Source organism: Mesorhizobium sp. B2-5-11, from assembly GCF_006440835.1.
GTDB lineage: Bacteria > Pseudomonadota > Alphaproteobacteria > Rhizobiales > Rhizobiaceae > Mesorhizobium.
On sequence record NZ_VFUK01000012.1, the window covers coordinates 23,292 to 41,332 of the forward strand.

The 18,041-nt window shown below is 61.5% G+C and carries 16 protein-coding genes and 2 pseudogenes; 6 read left to right on the forward strand and 12 right to left on the reverse strand.

Features of this window, described 5'->3' with window-relative positions; all coding sequences use genetic code 11:
• Nucleotides 1–72: 72 nt before the first annotated feature.
• A pseudogene (locus tag FJ490_RS27330) lies at nt 73–2,019 on the forward strand (AI-2E family transporter); the annotation flags it as partial.
• Nucleotides 2,020–2,319: 300 nt separating this feature from the next.
• On the opposite strand, the gene FJ490_RS27340 reads toward FJ490_RS27330, so the two are convergent.
• The 8 genes from FJ490_RS27340 to FJ490_RS27375 all read right to left on the reverse strand — a co-directional run bounded on the left by FJ490_RS27340 (nt 2,320) and on the right by FJ490_RS27375 (nt 10,017).
• The gene (locus FJ490_RS27340) at nt 2,320–3,000 is read right to left on the reverse strand and encodes an HAD family phosphatase (protein ID WP_140498514.1); all 681 of its coding nucleotides are present in this window, start codon (nt 2,998–3,000) and stop codon (nt 2,320–2,322) included.
• 26 nt (nt 3,001–3,026) lie between these two features.
• Nucleotides 3,027–3,812 (reverse strand): inositol monophosphatase, encoded by a 786-nt coding sequence (locus FJ490_RS27345; protein ID WP_140561359.1) that lies wholly within the window; start codon nt 3,810–3,812, stop codon nt 3,027–3,029.
• Complete coding sequence (locus FJ490_RS27350) at nt 3,809–4,642, reverse strand: phosphodiesterase (RefSeq protein ID WP_140498512.1); 834 nt, start codon at nt 4,640–4,642, stop codon at nt 3,809–3,811. Before FJ490_RS27350 ends, FJ490_RS27345 begins: the two co-directional genes overlap by 4 nt.
• A gap of 111 nt (nt 4,643–4,753) precedes the next feature.
• Entirely contained in the window at nt 4,754–6,028 is a 1,275-nt protein-coding gene (locus FJ490_RS27355) for an ABC transporter substrate-binding protein (protein ID WP_140498511.1), read from the reverse strand.
• A 119-nt stretch (nt 6,029–6,147) separates the two neighbouring features.
• Nucleotides 6,148–7,008: a carbohydrate ABC transporter permease gene (locus FJ490_RS27360; protein WP_140728656.1), complete on the reverse strand. Its 861-nt coding sequence runs from the start codon at nt 7,006–7,008 to the stop codon at nt 6,148–6,150.
• Between the two features lie 29 nt (nt 7,009–7,037).
• Complete coding sequence (locus tag FJ490_RS27365; RefSeq protein WP_140498510.1) at nt 7,038–7,958, reverse strand: sugar ABC transporter permease; 921 nt, start codon at nt 7,956–7,958, stop codon at nt 7,038–7,040.
• Entirely contained in the window at nt 7,955–9,160 is a 1,206-nt protein-coding gene (locus FJ490_RS27370) for an ABC transporter ATP-binding protein (protein ID WP_140525274.1), read from the reverse strand. Before FJ490_RS27370 ends, FJ490_RS27365 begins: the two co-directional genes overlap by 4 nt.
• A 38-nt stretch (nt 9,161–9,198) precedes the next feature.
• Entirely contained in the window at nt 9,199–10,017 is an 819-nt protein-coding gene (locus FJ490_RS27375) for a metallophosphoesterase (protein ID WP_140800931.1), read from the reverse strand.
• Nucleotides 10,018–10,358: 341 nt separating this feature from the next.
• Between FJ490_RS27375 and FJ490_RS33360 the strand changes: the two are divergent.
• Nucleotides 10,359–10,910, forward strand: a pseudogene (locus FJ490_RS33360) (glycerol-3-phosphate dehydrogenase); the annotation flags it as partial.
• 95 nt (nt 10,911–11,005) lie between these two features.
• Here the strand turns inward: FJ490_RS33360 and FJ490_RS27380 are convergent.
• From FJ490_RS27380 to FJ490_RS27395, 4 genes are all read right to left on the reverse strand, one after another.
• On the reverse strand, nt 11,006–11,836 hold the full coding sequence (locus FJ490_RS27380; RefSeq protein ID WP_181166229.1) for an alpha/beta hydrolase: 831 nt from the start codon (nt 11,834–11,836) through the stop codon (nt 11,006–11,008).
• 73 nt (nt 11,837–11,909) lie between these two features.
• Entirely contained in the window at nt 11,910–12,590 is a 681-nt protein-coding gene (locus FJ490_RS27385; protein WP_140498504.1) for a GntR family transcriptional regulator, read from the reverse strand.
• 81 nt (nt 12,591–12,671) lie between these two features.
• Nucleotides 12,672–13,652: an aldo/keto reductase gene (locus tag FJ490_RS27390; RefSeq protein WP_140498503.1), complete on the reverse strand. Its 981-nt coding sequence runs from the start codon at nt 13,650–13,652 to the stop codon at nt 12,672–12,674.
• A complete protein-coding gene (locus tag FJ490_RS27395; RefSeq protein WP_181165366.1) occupies nt 13,649–14,371 on the reverse strand; it encodes a GntR family transcriptional regulator in 723 nt (240 codons plus the stop codon). Before FJ490_RS27395 ends, FJ490_RS27390 begins: the two co-directional genes overlap by 4 nt.
• A 149-nt stretch (nt 14,372–14,520) precedes the next feature.
• Between FJ490_RS27395 and FJ490_RS27400 the strand changes: the two genes are divergently transcribed.
• The 4 genes from FJ490_RS27400 (at nt 14,521) to FJ490_RS27415 (ending at nt 17,943) form a co-directional block, all read left to right on the forward strand.
• On the forward strand, nt 14,521–15,300 hold the full coding sequence (locus FJ490_RS27400; RefSeq protein WP_181165367.1) for an alpha/beta hydrolase: 780 nt from the start codon (nt 14,521–14,523) through the stop codon (nt 15,298–15,300).
• 17 nt (nt 15,301–15,317) lie between these two features.
• Nucleotides 15,318–15,710, forward strand: coding sequence for a carboxymuconolactone decarboxylase family protein (locus FJ490_RS27405; RefSeq protein WP_140498501.1), 393 nt, complete (start codon nt 15,318–15,320; stop codon nt 15,708–15,710).
• Nucleotides 15,707–16,330: an amino acid synthesis family protein gene (locus FJ490_RS27410; RefSeq protein ID WP_140728620.1), complete on the forward strand. Its 624-nt coding sequence runs from the start codon at nt 15,707–15,709 to the stop codon at nt 16,328–16,330. Before FJ490_RS27405 ends, FJ490_RS27410 begins: the two co-directional genes overlap by 4 nt.
• Before the next feature lie 101 nt (nt 16,331–16,431).
• Nucleotides 16,432–17,943, forward strand: coding sequence for an ABC transporter substrate-binding protein (locus FJ490_RS27415; protein ID WP_181165368.1), 1,512 nt, complete (start codon nt 16,432–16,434; stop codon nt 17,941–17,943).
• Nucleotides 17,944–18,041 lie beyond the last annotated feature (98 nt).

Below are 18,041 nucleotides of genomic sequence, written 5' to 3' on the forward strand. Positions count from 1 at the left end.
GGTTAGGCCATGGCCGTCCTCTAAATCGCGAGATTGCAGATAGGTCCCATCATGCCCCCTGCTTTTATGACATCGAAGTTGGCAACCGTCGTGGCGATGATTGCTACCGTCGCCATTCTTTACGTCGCCAAGGAGGTCCTGCTGCCATTGGCAATAGCGGTCCTTCTCACATTTGCGTTGGCGCCGATTGTTTCTTTGCTCCGAAAGTTGAAGCTGCCGCGAATGATCGCTGTGCTTGGCGCGGTTGCATCGGCCTTCGTCCTCGTGTCGCTGTTCAGCCTGATCGTTGCCACGCAGGTGAGCCAGGTCGCGCAGGACATTCCGACATACCAATCCAACATCCTCGAGAAGATTCGGACTTTGAAAGAAACAGGATCCGAAGACGGCCTTATCAGCCGGCTCGGCAAGGTGTTCGAGCGCGTCAACACTGAGATAAACAAATCCCAATCCAGCGGGCAGGCAGATGTGGAGCAAACCACGAAGCAGCAGGATCCGCTTCTGGTTCAGATATTCTCGCCCCAGCGTCCGATAGAGACGCTGAGGAACATTATCGAGCCGCTGATCGGACCACTCGCCACGACCGGCCTTGTCATCATCGTGGTGATTTTCATGCTGCTCGAGCGTGAAGAATTGCGGGATCGATTCATCCGCCTTGTGGGCTACAGCGATCTCCATCGCACGACCCAGGCATTGCAGGATGCAGGCAGTCGCGTCGGACAATATCTGCTCATGCAATTGGTCGTGAACATCGTCTACGGCGTGCCCCTTGCGATAGGTCTTTGGTTTCTTGGCATTCCCAATGCCCTGCTATGGGGCATGTTGGCCGTTGTCTTGCGTTTCGTACCCTTTATCGGTCCGGTTATCGCGGCGGTGATACCTTTGTTTCTTGCCTTCGCAGTGGCTCCCGGCTGGAGCTTACTGGTATGGACTGGCGCTCTCTTCATCTTGGCAGAGCTCGTAATCAGCAACATCGTCGAGCCCTGGCTTTACGGCTCGCACACGGGCCTCTCGCCGCTGGCGATCATCGTAGCCGCCGTTTTCTGGGCCTGGCTATGGGGCCCGGTCGGCTTGGTGCTGTCGACGCCGTTGACCGTCTGCCTTGTCGTGCTTGGACGGCACGTGCCCCAATTCGAATTCCTGCAGATCCTGTTTGGCGATGAGCCGGTGCTTGACCCGAAGGAGCGTCTGTACCAGCGGCTTCTTGCCGACGATATCGACGAAGCCACCGACAACGCGGAAGAAATGCTCGAGGAGAAATACCTGATCGAGTTCCACAGCACGGTTGCCATTCCGGCGTTGCTGCTTGGTGAACAGGACCGGGCTCGGGGCGCACTGACGGCAAGTCAGTTGGCGAACCTTGCCGAAAACGCCCGCACCCTGGTGGCCAATCTCAACGAGATCGCCGCGGAGGAAGAAGAAGAGGAAGAAGAAGAGCACGCGGAAAAAGAAGGCGCGAGCGCAGATCCGGGCGAAGAGGATGAGGATCAAGCCGAGTTTGCGCCTGATCTCCCGGATGGTGCTGGGAAGTCAGTGCTGTGTATCGGCGGGCGCGGAGACCTCGACGATGTGGCCGCTGCGATGCTCGCGCAGGTCATTTCGATCGAGGGTGCGGATTGCGCGGCCGCGAGCCACCGTGACCTCCTCCCCGCGAGGATCCGGAAACTTCCGCTTGAAGCTCGCGACGCAGTCGTCGTGGGCTTCCTCAACCGCGATTCGTTCAAACACGCGGTGTTCGTAGTGAGGCGCTTGAGGCGACTCGCACCGCGTGCACGCATCGGAATCGCGCTCTGGCACGACACCCATGACAAGCCCAGGGAGGATGCGGCGGGCCTCGCCGAGCAATTGGAAGCGGACTTTGTTGCGTTCAACGTGGTCGACTGCGTGACGGGTGCGCTTTCAAACGAAGAACCGCGTCAAGTGAAAAAGAGAAAGCAAAGAAATCTAAGGCGGCCTCGCGCTCGTCAGGGCGTGGCGGCGACGGTGCAATTGGACGATTCGTTGGCTCAGCCGGTGCGGTGATCGTCAACGGCACGGCCTCTTTTTGGACCAACTTCGGCTACCTGATAATGATCATGTGAGCGGTACCTCTGGCACCGGCAGGTAGTTTCGAAAGTTCGCTAGCAATCGCGCATCCACAGCGAACATCCGGGTGTTCGCTCTCCGTTCGACCTTAAGCAGATTCTGAAACAGCTCTTGTTCCGGCCCCAATTACGGAATCCTACCTATCTGTTACATTCGACGACGCGCGCTTTCGACGGTGTTCGAGCAGGAAGGGCGGTGCCGGATTATCTGCTGCCCGGCTTTCGCTGGGCCTGAAATCTAAACGGAGACGGGTGCGATCAACTCCAGAGAAACGAGTTCGCGCGCGACTTCGTCCCAGTCGGCGCAGATGGTTCGGGCGCCGGCCACGCGCAGTTTCTCGGCATGCCCCGGATAGGTGTGGCCGCCGCCGATGAAGCCGATCGCCGTCATGCCGGCGGCGACTGCGCCCTGCACGCCGAAAGGCGAGTCCTCGACAACCGCGCAGTGCTTCGGTTCGATGCTCATCTGATCCGCGGCGAACAGGAAGATGTCGGGGGCGGGCTTCCCGCGCGCGACCATTGACGATGAGAATATGTTCTCGCCGAAGAATCTCGCGAGCCCTGTGACCGAAAGGCTGTGATGTATCCGCTCCAGCGAGGAGGATGAGGCGACGCAGCGGGGATTGGACAGCCGTTCAAGGAAGGGCTTCAGGCCCGCCATCGGCTGCAGACTTTCGGTGAAGAGCGCTTTCACCTCGTCCCACAAATCCGCGGTCTGGTGCTCCTCAAGGCGATGGCCGGTCGTGAGCCTGATGCGCTCCAGGATATCGGTCTGCTTCATGCCGACGCATTGCAGGACCGCCTGCGGGTCGAGTTCCATGCCGTGTTTCGAATAGACACGCCCGTAGGCAAGCGCCGCCAGCGGTTCGCTGTCGACCAGCACGCCGTCGCAGTCGAATATGATCAATGTGTCTTGCATGCTCGCTCCGGTTTGCGCGCCAGGTGTCACAGGCCGCGTAGCGCTTCAAGAAGTTCGTCGTGAATGAGCCCGTTCGAGCCGACCTTCTGCGTGTCCTCGTCTGTGGAGTCGACACCTGAAAGCGTGGTGACCTTGCCTCCTGCTGCGCGTAGCAGCGGCATGGCAGCCGCGTAGGACACGACGTCGGCCTTGATCGAAACCGCCGCATCGAGCTGGCCGGCGGCGACCATCGAATATTCAAAGGCCCCTGAGACGATAACGCGCACGCCGCGCGCGCCGACGCCGAGCCGCCGCACGATCTCTGCGGTGCGCGCCACCTCCTCGGCCGAAAAGTGCGACGTCAGCACGACGGCAATGACCGCATCGGCCAGTCTTGCAGTTGTCGACACATTGGCCGTCTTGCCGTTGACGGTCGCGATCCCCTCGCAGGTGTAGTGCGCCTCGAAGCCGGCGGCGGGCGCGACGGTCAGGCCGACCTTCGTCGCACCCTGCTCCTGATAGGCCATGGTGACGGAGAACCACGGCAGGCCGGACGCGTAGTTTATCGTGCCGTCGAGCGGGTCGACGATCCAGCGGCTTTCGCCCAAGATTCCCGTCGTGCCGGCTTCTTCCGACAGGATGGAAGCTTGCGGCGTAAGCGCGCGCAGCCCGTCGATGACAATGCGCTCCGAAGCGAGATCGGCGGCGGTGACAATGTCCAGCCCTTCCTTGCGAGTGACGTCGAGGCGCTCCTCGCGCATCGACATCAACGTCGCGGCTGCCTTGCGTGCGACGGCATCGGCGTCTTTCAGGATTTGACGGTAGTCGCTCATGTTTCGTTTTTCCCGGGGTAGTCGACATCGGTGATGAAATCGTGGGCGGGGCCAAAATCGCCGATCGGGACGACGTGCGAAACGATACCGGTCTGCGGCGACCAGGCGTGCAGGGCGAAAGCCGGCGGTTCGAAGATGAAGCGATTGGGCTCGCCCGGACGAAGATCGAGCGCGACCTGGTGCGCGACGCCCGGCGCGACGAAGCCGACCGTGCCGGCAAAGCGCGTGGTGATGGGCCGGTGATAGTGCCCGCAGGCCACCCGCTCAATTTCGGCGTGGGACCTGATCATGTCGCGGAAGCCGTCGCCGACGACGCACATCATGATGTCCATGCCGTGCACGCCGACGGGAAAGGGCGGATGGTGCATGAAGACGAAGGTCGGGCGGCCGTCGCCCTCGGCGAGACGCTCACCGAGCCAGGCTTCGCGCCGCTCGCAGATCGCACCACCGTCCTCGCCCGGCTGCACCGTGTCCAGCCCGATAAGGCGGACCGGAAGGTCCTCGATCGTATAATGCAGGAAATCCGGCGACTGGCTCAGATAGGGGAATTTCGGCGCCATCACCTCGCGCATTGTCTCACGCCGGTCGTGGTTGCCAGGAATGACGAAGACGGGCATGGGCAGGGCCGACAGCATGTCGGCGACCAGCGCATACTCTTCCGGGCGACCGCAATCGGCGAGATCGCCGGTGACGAGGACGCAATCGGGCGCCGGATCGAGCGCGGCGACGGTCGCGATGGCGCGACGAGTCATGGTGTTGGTCTGGAGACCCTCATAGGCCATCTGGCCGTCGGGTCGGATATGAAAATCGCTGATCTGTGCAATGAGCATCGGGAGGTCCGGCAGTGTGAAGGGAGGGCTGACACAAGAAGGGCGCCACATCGGCGCCACCTTAAAAAGGGCGCGCCAGCCGAAGCCGGCCGGCGCGCGTGGCATGGCGACTTATTTCATGAGTGCCTGTGTTTCGGAGACGAGGCTGTCGAGCCCGTCCTTGATGGATACGTCGCCGCTCATGACCTTGCTGATGATCTCGCGCTGGGTGCGCCAGATGCGGACCGTGTTGCCCGCCGAATAGCCGGGCCACGGGCGCGACAGTGCCATCTGCTTGGCAACGGTGGCGTAATTCGGGTTCGCTTCGTAGAACGGGCCGAGATAGTCGGTCCCGGTGGCGGCCTTGTTGGTCGGGAGGTAGCCGCTCATCTTCACGACCTGCTCCTGCGCCTTGGGGCCGGTGACGAATTTAAGGAATTCCCAGGCCGCCTTCTGCTTTGCCGGGTCGGAGGCAGTGATCACCGCCGCGTTGCCGCCTGTGGGCAGGCCACCCTTTTCCTTGTCGTCGACCGGGAAGACCGCGGTACGCAGCTTGAATCGGTCGCCGATCAGTTCGGTATCCTGGCTGAGACGGGCAGGCGTATCGAAGAAGATGCCAATCTGGCCGGCGATAAAGGCCTGGCGCGACTGATCCCAGTCGATCAACGGCATGCCGGCATCGGTGACGAAGCTGCGGAAATATTCCAGCGCCTTCAGGCCGTGCTCGTCGCCGAAGGCCACTTTGCCGTCCTTGGTCAGCTCGCCCCCACCTTGCATCAACATGGCGTCCCAGAGCCATTCGTCGGGCCAGTCATGAATATTGTAGGCGAGGCCGGCGATGCCGGAACCGGTGGCCTTGATCTTCTTGGCGAGTTCCATAATGCCCGGCCAGTCGGTAGGCATGTTGTCGGGATCGCCGCCGGCCTTTTTAACCAGGTCGGCATTGTAGAACATGATCGGCATGGAAGCGTTGAAGGCCAGTCCGTAGAGCTTGCCGTCCACCCGGCCGAGGTCGAGAATGTTGCCGGCGTAGTTGGCGTCGCGCCATTCCTTCGACTCAGCGTCCATCATCGTGCCGAGGTCCAATATCTGGTTGCGCGCCTTCAGCTTGCCGACCAATTCATGCAGGACGTGATAGCCCGAATAATAGACGTCGGGCAGGTTGTTGGTGATGGAGGCCCGCAGCATGGCTTGGTGGCCTTCGTCGTAGCTGGCCGCCGGCGCGCGGAACTGGATCTTGATGTCGGGATGTTCCTTCATGAATTCCGCGGCCAGCGGCTCATGGAACTTCGCGAAGGCCGGGAATGCGTAGTAGACGTCGAGCGTCACGGGAGACTGGGCCAGCGCTGTCGACGCCGCTCCCAGCAATACGGCCGAGGCCGCGATGATCTTTGACAGGAATTTCATTAAGACTTCCTCCGGTTATGCGATTTGCCCGATGCTCTTGAGGCGATGATGCCGCCTTGCCCCGCGAAAGGTGTGGGGGAACGGCGCGACCGGGCTTCTAGCCGCGCCAGTTGTCAGTTTTATTTCACGCCGGTCATCGTGACGCCCTCGATGAAGCGGCGGCGTGCGAACAGGAACGCGAGCAGCAGAGGCGCGGTCAGGATGGTCGCGGCGGCCGTCAGTGCGCCGTAATTGGTGCCGGCTTCGGCGTCCGAGAAGAACATCATGCCGAGCGGCGGCGGCGCCAGGTTGACGTCGGATATGACGATTAGCGGCCAGTAGAGGTCGTTCCAGTGCGCGACGAAGGAAAACACCGCGAAGGCGGCGATCGCCGGCATGGCGCTGGGCGTGACGATGCGCCACACGATCTCGAACTCGCTCATCCCGTCGAGCCGCGCGGCATGAATGATGTCGTCGGGGAAGGAACGGAAAAACTGCCTGAACAGGAAGATCGCGAAGACTGAGAGGAAGAAGGGCACCATCATGGCGAAATAGGTATTCAGCAGGTCCATCTTCGCCAGCGCGATGTAGATCGGCAGCGCCGGCACCTGTTCGGGCACGCATAGGCCGAGCAGGACGAGGACGAAAAGCAGGTTGCGGCCCGGGAACTTCAGCTTGGCCAACGCGTAGGCGCATGGGATGGCGACCAGAAGCTGGATGATGAGGATGCCGCCGCACACTATGACGCCGTTGAGAGCGAAGCGCAGCAGCGGCGCGGTGGTCAGCGCCATCGCATAATTCTCGAAGCCGTAGAAATGCTTCGGCCAGATCCTGAGCTGGGCGTTGAACACCTCTTCCGGCGGCTTGGTCGAGGTCACCAGCATCCACAGGAAAGGCAGGAGAATGAAGGCCGCGCCGGTGATCAGGATGCCGTGAGTGATGAACAGAGAGGCGAAGCGCCGGCCGGCGGAGCCAGCTGGTGTGGTTGTTGTGCCCGTCATCGCGGGAGCAGTGATGGTTGTGTCGGTCATCAGTAATGCACCCTGCGGTCCATGACGACGGTCTGGAGGATCGAGAAGACCAGAATGAAAATGAGGAAGATGAAGGTGAGGACCGACGCATACGCCATGCGGAAGTACTGGAAGCCTTCGAGGTAGACTTTGTAGAGCAGGACCTCGGTCGATCCCACCGGACCGCCATGGGTCAGCACCGCCACCGTGTCGAACACCTTGAAGGCGGTGATCGAACTGGTGACGATGACGAACATGGTCGTCGGTCCCAGCAGCGGCCACGTGATCGTCAGGAAGCGGTCGATTTCGCCGCCGCAGCCGTCGATCTCGGCGGCTTCGTAGAGGTCCTTTGGAATGGTCGAGAGGCCGGCCAGGAACAGGATCATATTGAAGCCGACCAGTTGCCAGATGCCGATCACGGCAAGCGTCGGCAGCGCCAGCGAGGGATTGCTCAGGAAGGCGACCTCGCCGATGCCGAGCCAGCGCAGCACCGCGCTCACCGGGCCGAGGCTGGGGTGCAGCAGGAACTGCCACACGGTCGCCATGGCGATGAAGGTCGAGGTCACAGGCAGGAAGTAGATGATTTCGTAGAGTGAGCGGGTGCGCTTGCGGCGGTGAACGAGGACGGCGACGAGCAGCGACAGGATCACCGAGCCGGGCAGGACGATCGCGACGTAGACGAGCGTGTTCTTGAGTGCGCGGCGGAATTCCGGATCGGTCAGCGCGTCGGTGATGTTTTGCAGGCCGACATAATGGACATCGACCTCGCCGAGCTCGTAGTCGGTGAAACTGAGATAACCGAGCACGCCGAGCGGCACGAGAATCGTCAGCACCAGCAAAAGCAGGGCAGGCAGCGCGAAGCCGCCGGCGACCAGCCTCTCGATGAAGGCCTGCCGGGCACCGGGCCGGGCGGGCGGAGCGGGTACCGCGGTCAGGCTCATGATGCGCGCGCTCCCTCTGCGAGGCGCAGCTTTCCCTTGGCGGCGGTGGCCGCGTCTTGGGAAACTTGGGGTTCCACGCGGTTTCCGGCGGCATCGAAGACATGGCAGGCCGAGGGATGGAACAAGAGTTCGGTGTTCTCGACCTCACCGTCCGGCACGCCCGCGCCTATGCGCGAGGTCACCAAGATCCCAGGGAGCGAGGGAACATCGAAATGCAGGATCTTCTCGGAGCCGAGATGCTCGCTGCGCCGCAGCTTCGCCGGAAGCGGGACCTGGTCCGCCGACTGGCCCGAGACCGCGCCGGGCAGGATCATTTCCGGGCGGACGCCGATCGTCGCTTTCTCTCCGGCGGGGAGGGCGGTGCCGATCGGCAGAGGCTTTCCGAGCAATTCCAGCCGCCCACCGACCCCCACCGTCACGGGAATCAGGTTGATCGTCGGGCTGCCGATGAACTGGGCGACCTGGACGTTGGCCGGCCTGTCGTAGAGTTCGTCGGGCGTGCCGAGTTGAAGGATGTCTCCGCCTTCCATCATGGCGACCCGGCTTGACATGGTCATCGCCTCGACCTGGTCGTGCGTGACGTAGACGAATGTCGCGCCGAGTCTCTGGTGAAGCTCGGCCAGCTCGCTACGCATGTGGACGCGCAGCTTGGCGTCGAGGTTAGAAAGTGGCTCGTCCATCAGGAAAGCGGCGGGCTGGCGCACCATGGCGCGACCGAGCGCGACGCGCTGACGCTGGCCGCCGGAGAGCTGGGCGGGCTTGCGCTCTAAAAGAGGTTCAATCTGAAGTTGCGCCGCGATGCCCCTGACCTGCTTGCCGATCTCCTGCATCACCTTGCGGCGCCGGGACGAGAGTAGGCGGACGAGCGGCAGGCGCTCGTAGAGGCTAAGCCCGGTCATCGTCAGGGGCAGCGCCATGTTGTTGAAGACGGACATGTGCGGGTAGAGCGCGTAGCTCTGGAACACCATGGCGATGCGCCGCTCATGCGGCCTCAGATGATCGATCGGCGCGCCATCGACGAGGATCGAGCCCGAGGTTTGCGGCTCGAGGCCGGCGATGATGCGGATGAGCGTCGATTTTCCGCAGCCGGAGGGGCCGACAAGCGTCAGGAACTCGCCATCGTTGATGGACAGGTTGATGTCTTTGAGAACCCGGTGGGGCCCGAAGGACTTCGAAAGGTTCTTTATTTCCACTGCAGCCACTGGGGTTGCTCCGTTTCGCGAACAATTGGGTAGAGGCGCTATCTCGGTGGATAGACCTCATGCACGACATCACCGATGAAAAAGGGTGTGAGGCCCGGAATTTCATGAGGCCGCACGGTGAAATCGGACCCGGAAAAGTCGTAGACGAGCACGCCCAAGGTGGCTTCTCCGGCCATCCCTTCCGGCTGCAAGTGCGCCTCGACGAGGAAGCCGGACGACGGCCCCCACAGGTACCGGACGCCGCCGAGTTGACGATCGTAGAGTTTGTGCAGGTGGCCGCTGGCCACGAAGGCCACGTCGTAGCGGCGCACCATGTCGAGCAGTTGCGCGCGAGGCTCGGGAGTGGGCGCCCAGTATCCAACGTCGCCTTCGGTCGGCTCGCCGATGAAGAGCGGGCGATGGGTGAACCAGCCGATCCGGCGCCCGGACGCTTCGCGCATGGCGTTTTCCAGCCACGCGATCTGCTCCGTTTCGGCCGGCTCGTCGCTGCCGAACAGCATCGAATCGAGTCCGATCAGGCGCCAGCCCTCGATGTCGCGATGCCACCAGTCCGGCCCGAAATGACGTCGCCAGCGGGCCAGGCGTTCTGCGTTGACTGGCTGATAGAGATGCTTGGGCTCGCCCACGTCGTGATTGCCCGGCACGGCGAGATAGGGCAGTCCGATGGAGTCCATCATCTCGGCGCAATAGCGCATGTCCTCCTCGACATCGGCGCCATCCACGGTGACGTCGCCTGTATGGATAACGAGGTCGGCATCGCTTTCCTTCAGCCAGTCGAGGAGCGGCTGGCTGTTGGCAAGGAAATGCCGCTTACCAGGGCTGAGATGGGTATCGGAAATCTGCACTATTCGCGTCATCGGACGTTCTGGAACCTTTGCCGCGTCTTGCGGTGTTGATCTCGTCGTGTCGAAAGAAGCGCCTGAAGGCGGACGCATTCTTTCCCCTGCCTGTGAAGGTGTGACGACGACGTCGGATTTTTAGGTCCAGGACGCGGCGTCTCCCGCAGGAAAGGCTCACTCGGTTGAAACGGCTTGGACCGGCATATTGAACCTCCCATCGTGTTCTCCGTCCGATGCCCATTGTCAGGGCATTCTGAGGTGCGGAAAACTTCCTCCAGCATTTAATTGAAAAAAATTTCACAGCTTGATAAAAATATCAAGATAAAAATCGCGACCGTAGCCGCACCTCTAATTGCCGCGCCTATGAGGGTGCTGCCGAAGCGGTGCAGATCGACCAGACCGAGATCGAGTATTTGAGCGCGGCCGTGAACCGCTACTTCAAAAGAGAAGCTGCGCCCCAGGACTTGCTGTATGCGTTCTGGGGCGTGCGGCTGTTGTTCGACGACGGCAATGGGACCCTTCGGCGGTTACGCGCGACTACGTCTTCGACGTTGACGAGACCGGGGGCGCGCCACTGTTCAATGTCTTCGGCGGCAAGATCACGACCTTCCGGAAATTGGCCTAGCGCGGCCTCCATCGCCTCGAACATATCTTTCCGCAGATGGGGGGCGACTGGACCGCGAGTGTGCCGCTGCCGGGCGGCAACATGCCGAACGCGGACTTTGAGCCTTCCGTCAACGGATTATGCGAAACATGGCCGTGGATGCCGTGCGCGCTCGTTCATCATTACGGGTGGCTCTACGGCACGCGGCCAGGAGGTGGTGGGCGCCACGGCTGGCATGTCCGACCTCGGGCAGCATTATGGCGGGCTGCTCTACGACTCGGAAGCGCGTTACCTGGTGGCGAGGGAGTGAGGGCGCACGCCCGAGGACATCCTCCCGCGGCATGGCGGCCCTCTTGGGACGACTTGCTGTGGGTCATAAGCTGGACGGTTTTTTGACCGGCGCTAGCTGCCAAGCCAGTCCCGGACAACTCCATTGAATTCGCGTGGGCGATCGATCATGACCATGTGAGCGGCATTGGCGAAAATGTGCATGTCGGCTTGCGGCGCGCGTTCCAGCAGCTTGATGCCGCGCGCCACCGGCACGGTTTCGTCGCAACCTGACCAGGCTATGAACAGCTTGGCGTGCATGGTGGGCAAATGCGGAAGGAGATGGTCCTCCTGGATCTGGGTATATTCGGTGTCGTCCTTTTTCCGGGCAGCCTGCTTGAAGCGCTCCAACTGACCGGACTCGCAGGCCAGGCGATAGTTCTTTTTTAGCAGCTCCACGAACTCCGGCGGATTCTTCGTGCTTAGCCTCGCATTGGTTCGCAGAAAGTCTTCCTCGGTGTCGCATCCCTCGAGCACATTATACGCTGCTGCCGCTGCTGCCTGCCAAGCGTGGTCCTCATTTCCGCCGAGGCGCGGGGAGGTCGCACCGCTGCTCACGACGACCACCTTATCGACCAGACCCGGCTTTTCAACGGCGAGCATTGCCGCGATGAAACCGCCTTCGGAATGGCCGACGAGCGCGCATCGGGTGACGCCGAGCGCTTCGATGAAGGCTGAAACGTGATGCCGCCTTTCGAGGCGGGGAACGTGTTTCCCGTCCACCGGCGCATCCGAGAGACCGAAGCCGACCAGATCGGGCGCCAGCACCCGGAAGTCATGCGCGAGTGCCGGGATGGTGTTGTGCCAGGTGGACCAGGCATCGATCGCCAGTGACGAGCCGTGCAGAAGGATCACGGCCGGTCCGCTGCCAGCTTCGAAATAGCGCGTACGGATGCCGCCCGCCACGACATAATTCTCCTTCACCGTCGCCGCGGGTAGCGGCGGACGGGCGGCGTCTCGCGCTTTCAAGCGCCGCCGATCAGCTGACGGATTGGTTTTCAAGCTGTTCGATCATCCCGAGCGCGAACTGGGCGGCTTTGCGTACATGCTTTTTTGCAAGCCGCTCGGCATCCGATGCCCTGCGGTTCACCAGGGCGTCGAGCAGGGCTGCCAGCTCTTCCTGAGATGCCTTTCGCCGCTCTGCATCGGAAAGAGAAATCATGCGCAACTGTGAGGCCCGCATATGGATGCTGCGAAGCATCCGTTCCGCCTCGGAATTGTTCGCGCCCGCTATCAAGACGTCGTAGAATCTAGTCTTTGCAGCTATCATTTCGCGCGCCACACCGACGCGATAGGTTTCCATCAGCTCGTCATACACGCCCCGACAACGCGTGATATGATCGTCAGTCGCATTCTCGCAAAACAACCTGCATACAAGCGCCTCCAGCGCCTCGCGAAGGTCAAAAATGTCCTTCGCGATCTTGGGATCGACGACAGAGACGATAAGCCCCCGGTTGGGCAGGTTCGTGACCAGGCCCTCGTTCTCGAGCTCGCGCATCGCTTCCCTGAGCGACGTCCGCGAAACGCCCATGCGCTCGCAAAGCGTGCGCTCCACCAGCCGCTCTCCCGGCGCCAGTTCTCCGACGACGATGGCGTTGCGGATGGTATCGGCCACCTGCGTGTACAGGCGCGGCGGAGCATGGACTCGCAGATCATACACGGCGGATTTGCTCCCTTGAAACGTGCGCGAACGAGTGCAATTTCACAAGCATATCAGCTTACCGCAAGCATTGTGCTTCATTCAGTGGCCTGAGGCGTTCAGCGGCCGTGGCTCGTAAGCCCCGTCGATGCGGTCGATATGTTCGGGCGTAAGCACTATGTCCAATGCCGCGACTGCCTCGTCGACATGGTCTGTCGAGGTCGCTCCGAAGATGGGCGCGGTAATGCCGGGGCGCGCCAATGTCCAGGCGAGAGCCACCTGCGCCGGTGTCTTTCCGATGTCGGCGGCAACGGCAGCGACGGCTTCGCGCACGGCGTGGTCGCCGTCGCGGTGGTAATATCTCTGCGTATAGTCGTCGCTTTTCGTGCGCGCCGTCTGCTGGCCGGGATTGCGGCGGTCCGCGGCAAGGAAGCCGCGCGCGATCGGGCTGAACGGTATCAGGGCAACATCATCGTGGCGGCAGTAGGCAAGCAGTTCCCGCTCGCACTCCCGGTGAGCGGGATTGTATTCGCATTGCATCGAGATGAATGCCGGAAGGTCGCGTGCGCTGGCAGCCGCACGGCATTTTGCGAGTGTCCAGCCGGGCATCGTCGTGACGCCTACATAGAGCGCCTTTCCGGCGCGCACGATATCCGCCATGGCATCGACCAGTTCGTCGAGGTCGGTGTCCTTGTCCCAGATATGCGTCTGGAAGAGGTCCACGTGATCGGTTCCAAGGCGGACCAACGAATCGTCGATTGCCTTGAACAGGTGCTTTCTGGAGTAGCCGCGGCCGTTGCAATGCGCGGCCATCGGGTTTCCCGCCTTGGTGGCGATGACGAAGCTGTCGCGCGGCTGCTTGAGAACGAGTATCTGGCCGAGAATGCGTTCACTCTCGCCAGCCGAATAGAAGTCGCAGGTGTCGAAGAAGTTGATGCCGTGGTCGAGGGCGCGCGCAACGATCGGCGCCGACGCCTTCTCATCGAGCACCCAGGCCCGCCATCCCGCGGATCCGAATCCCATCGCGCCGAGGCATAGCCGGGATACCTTCAGATTGCTCTTGCCGAGCCTGACATAGTTCATGTGTCGATCCGTTGCTTGCGTGATGAGGATTTGGCGTTCTGCCCAGAGTCCCGCAGCAGCGACAGCGCGAAAGCCGCGGATCTTTCGACATACCCGCGCGTGAGCTTTTCGGCGAGGTCGGCATCGCGCGCGCGCAGCGCGTCGAAAATGCCGTGGAGCAAGGCCATCGTATTCCTGCGCCGTTCAGCCGAGGCGACGCGGGTGGTGACGGTGCGCAGATAGGTGACGCGGCCATGCAGGAGAAAGGTCATTTGCCTGGTGATGTCGTTGCCTGCGCCTTGCATGATGATGTCCCACACCGCGTCGAGCTTCTCGGCATGCTGCCTGGCAAGCTCGGAGGTGTCGGTTTCGCCTGCTTCCGAAATACGCCGCGCCAATTCGTCCATTTGTTCCTGGCTGGCCCGTTCGACAAACAGGCGCGCCATGGCCGATTCCAGGATTGCGCGGGCCTCGTAGATCTGCCGGACTTCCCGTTCCGACAAGCGGGTCACGAACATGCCCTTGCCGGCTACCCGAGTCACAAGCCCTTCGGACTCAAGCTGGCTCAGCGCTTCCCGAATGCTTGTGCGGCTTACGCCGGTCTGCTCGGCAAGCTTCCGTTCCACCAGCTTGTCACCCGGCTTGAACACTTCGTTGAACAACGCCTCGCGCAGCGTGACAACGGTCTGCTCGCGCAATGTCGGCGAATCCGCAATCGACCAGTCCGTCCATTCATGCATCGCGGCGTCCTCTCCCGTCGTTCCTTCCATGACAGCTACGCGTTCGACTCTTTCATCACAAGTAGCCGATTCAAATACGGTTGACCATATGCCTGTCTGTCGGTATACCAAAAAAATCGAGTTCGAACGAGGGACCTGGGATGGCGCCGATGCGCACCAAAGACGATCTCATCGCCTATGAGAGAAGCGGTAAGGGCCATCCTCTCGTGCTGGTGCACGGTGTCGGCGCCAACCTGCAAAGCTGGGAGGACGTCAGCCTCCAATTGGAGGGCAGCTTCGACATTATTCGCTCCGACCTGCGCGGTCATGGTCAGTCCGCGCACATCGATTCGGAATATTCCGTCGAGAAGTTTGCCGCCGATATCGTTCGGGTGATGGACGACGCCGGCGTGCGCAAAGCCCATCTGGTCGGCTTTTCATTGGGGGGCTTGATCGCGCAAGAACTGGCCTGTTCCTATTCGGACCGGTTTGAGCGCGTCGTGCTTCTTTCCGCAGTTGCGGGGCGCACCCCCGCCGAACGTGAGAAGGTTGTGGCGCGCCTGCAGATGATCCGCGACGGCGGTATGGACGCAGTCGTTGGTGCTGCGCACGACCGCTGGTTCACCAAGGAATTCGCCGAGCGCCATCCCGATGTAATCGAGCGGCGAATTGCCGAGCTCAAGGCTGTCCACGTGCCGTCTTACCTGGAGGCGTATCGGGTGTTCGGCCTTACCGAATTGGTGGATCGGCTTCCCGAGATCAGACAGCCAACGCTGGTGATGACGGGCGAATTCGATCAGGGGTCGAATGTCCGGATGGCCGAGACGATGCACCGGCTGATCCCCGATTCGGAATTACGCATTCTGGCCGGCCTGAAGCACAGCGTCCTGGTCGAGGCATCCAAGCTGGTGTCCGACCATGTCCGCGAGTTCCTTTTGCGTCCACGCTGAAAATGAAGGGAAGACGAATGAACGAGACGCTATTTGAGCGTGGGCTGGAGCGGCGCAAGGCGACGCTCGGCAGCGAATATGTTGAAAATTCGCTGAGCAAGGCAACCGAGTTTTCCAAGGGTTTTCAGTCATTTATCACAGAATATTGCTGGGGAACGGCCTGGGGTGACGACAGGCTGGATGCCAGGACCCGCAGCATGCTGAACATCGTCATGATTGCCGCGCTCAACCGCATGCATGAGTGGGAACTGCATTTTCGCGGCGCCCTTCGCAACGGGGTCACCCGTGACGAGCTGGACGCGTTGATAACCCATCTCACGATTTATTGCGGCGTTCCTGTCGGCGTCGAATGCCATCGCATTGCCAACCGCGTGCTTGCCGAACTCGCAGCCGGCGGAGTGGAAAAATGACTGGGGTCCTGATCCGCAAGATCGTCGATTTCGTCGAGGACACGCTTATCGAAGGGGGGCGCGTCGCGCCGGTTCCGCTTCGCATGGCCGCCTGCGCGGCGGTAATCCGCAATCCCTGGGCAGGATCGGCATTCGTCGAGGACCTGCAGCCGCACATCATTGAGCACGCCAAGGCTCTCACGGATGCCCTCGTGCCTCGCCTGGTGGCGATCATGGGCGGTCCGGACAGGATAGAAGCGTTTGGAAAGTGCGCGGTGACCGGGACGGACGGCGAAGTCGAACACGCGGCCGGCCTGATCCACACGCTGCATTTCGGCAATGTCTTCCGCATCGCCGCTGGTGGCGATTCCTTTCTCCCGTTCACGAACAAGCGTGCCGGCGCCGGCACCGCGCTCACCGTTCCCTTGACCCACAAGGACGCTGAGAAGAAGGGAAGCCGCGCTCATTTTCTGACCGTGGAATTCACCATTCCCGACGCGCCCGCGCATGACGAGATCGTCATCGCCTTGGGCGCCGCGAGCGGCGGGCGTCCGCACCATCGCATCGGCGATCGGTTCAACGACATGCGGATCATGGGAGTCGATCAGGCCGGCCGGCCGCTGCCAGCCGAGAGCAAATAACGCGCAAGCCTCCGGGTCCTTGCCCGGAGGCCAATAACGGCAATGCCGATAATATCGGGAACTGAACCAACGGAGGATTTGTCATGGATAGAAGGCAATTTATGGCCGCCGTCAGCGGCTTCGCAATCGTGGCCTCTTTGCCGGCGGTAGCGCTGGCTCAAGATACCCAGCCGGTCACCGGCGGCATGCTCAACGTCGGCTTCATCAGCGACGTCCGCACGCTCGACCCGCTTCAGTCGTCGCAATGGACCGAGCGGCAGATCCTTTTCCTGATATTCGATACGCTTCTCGAGACCGAGGCGGACTTCTCCCTGAAGCCTGCCCTGGCGAAAAGCTGGGAGTTTTCGGACGACGGCAAGCGCGTGGTCCTGAAGCTGCAGGAAGGCGTGAAGTTCCATGACGGCACACCGTTCAACGCCGAGGCCGTGAAATGGAACCTTGATGCACGTCTCGATCCGAAAGGCAACTCATCGCAGCTCAAGTTGCTGGAAGGCGTCAAGAATGTCGAAGTGCTGGATGAATTCACCGTCGCCATCGACATGAAGGAACCTTATCCGCCGCTGCTGGCGCTGTTTGCCGACCGCGCAGGGCTGATGGCTTCGCCAACTGCGGCCAAGAAATACGGCAGCGACGTCGGTTCCAATCCTGTCGGGACCGGTCCGTTCGTTTTCGGCGAATGGGTCCGCGGGTCGCGCATCGCGCTCACCAAGAACGACAGCTATTGGCAGAAGGGAATGCCATATCTCGACGGCATTACCTTCCATGACATTCCGACGAACGTCGTCGGCATTCAGCGCATGGCCATCGGTGAACTGGATTTCATAAGCCAGCTTGATCCGTTGGATACGCGCCTTTCCAAGGCCAGCCCGGACATCGAGCTTGTGCCGTCGAAGGGTGGCGTCTGGTATTCCTACCAGTGGCGGTGGGACGCCGAGCCATATAACAAGCCGGAACTACGCCAGGCCATCGCGCATGGCCTCAACCGCGACCGCATCAACCAGATCATATGGGCGGGGCAAGGCAAGATTTCCGACAGCTTCACGCCAGACGGCCTGTGGTGGACCCCAACCGATCTGGTGCACTACGAATACGATCCGGAAAAGGCGCGCAAGATCGTGGCTGATTCCGGCCTGAAGGGCACCACCATCAAGCTTGCGGCGCCAAGCGGCGATACGCTGCGACGCTTTGCCGAACTTGCCAAGGAAGACCTCGACGCGATCGGCCTCAACATTGAGCTCGAGCCGGTCCCCCAAAGCGACTACTACGCAAAGGCGGTCTCAGGCGAGATACGCTTCACGCCGATGCGCTGGACGCAACGGGCGGATCCCGACGGCCTGATCCACTATCTCTTCTCCAGCAAAGGCACCGCGAACTCCACGGGCTACAAGAATGACCAAGTGGACAAATGGATCGATGAAGCGCGGGTAATTTCCGATCAGGCGCGCCGCAAGGAATTGTACGAAAAGATCCAGCGTCAGATTTCTGCCGATCTGCCTTACATGCCCGTCGGGTTCAGCATCGAATTCAACGCCATGCGCAACACCGTCAAAGGGTTCGCTCCGATGCCGGACGAGATCCCGCGGTTCCGTTACGTCTGGAAAACGCAGGCCTGATCTTCATGCTTTGCCGCGGCGCGCCGCGCCGCGGCGTCTGGCGCGGGTAGACCCGGTCCCGCCTGCAACCGGTAGAGGAACTTGATCGCCATTATGAC

What these genes read in the sequence shown, in the direction of transcription:
- FJ490_RS27340 (WP_140498514.1), bottom strand. Translation starts at nt 3,000, where the DNA reads ATGCAAGACACATTGATCATATTCGACTGCGACGGCGTGCTGGTCGAC.
- FJ490_RS27345 (WP_140561359.1), bottom strand. Translation starts at nt 3,812, where the DNA reads ATGAGCGACTACCGTCAAATCCTGAAAGACGCCGATGCCGTCGCACGC.
- FJ490_RS27350 (WP_140498512.1), bottom strand. Translation starts at nt 4,642, where the DNA reads ATGCTCATTGCACAGATCAGCGATTTTCATATCCGACCCGACGGCCAG.
- FJ490_RS27355 (WP_140498511.1), bottom strand. Translation starts at nt 6,028, where the DNA reads ATGAAATTCCTGTCAAAGATCATCGCGGCCTCGGCCGTATTGCTGGGA.
- FJ490_RS27360 (WP_140728656.1), bottom strand. Translation starts at nt 7,008, where the DNA reads ATGACGGGCACAACAACCACACCAGCTGGCTCCGCCGGCCGGCGCTTC.
- FJ490_RS27365 (WP_140498510.1), bottom strand. Translation starts at nt 7,958, where the DNA reads ATGAGCCTGACCGCGGTACCCGCTCCGCCCGCCCGGCCCGGTGCCCGG.
- FJ490_RS27375 (WP_140800931.1), bottom strand. Translation starts at nt 10,017, where the DNA reads ATGACGCGAATAGTGCAGATTTCCGATACCCATCTCAGCCCTGGTAAG.
- FJ490_RS27390 (WP_140498503.1), bottom strand. Translation starts at nt 13,652, where the DNA reads ATGAACTATGTCAGGCTCGGCAAGAGCAATCTGAAGGTATCCCGGCTA.
- FJ490_RS27395 (WP_181165366.1), bottom strand. Translation starts at nt 14,371, where the DNA reads ATGCATGAATGGACGGACTGGTCGATTGCGGATTCGCCGACATTGCGC.
- FJ490_RS27400 (WP_181165367.1), top strand. Translation starts at nt 14,521, where the DNA reads ATGCGCACCAAAGACGATCTCATCGCCTATGAGAGAAGCGGTAAGGGC.
- FJ490_RS27405 (WP_140498501.1), top strand. Translation starts at nt 15,318, where the DNA reads ATGAACGAGACGCTATTTGAGCGTGGGCTGGAGCGGCGCAAGGCGACG.
- FJ490_RS27410 (WP_140728620.1), top strand. Translation starts at nt 15,707, where the DNA reads ATGACTGGGGTCCTGATCCGCAAGATCGTCGATTTCGTCGAGGACACG.
- FJ490_RS27415 (WP_181165368.1), top strand. Translation starts at nt 16,432, where the DNA reads ATGGCCGCCGTCAGCGGCTTCGCAATCGTGGCCTCTTTGCCGGCGGTA.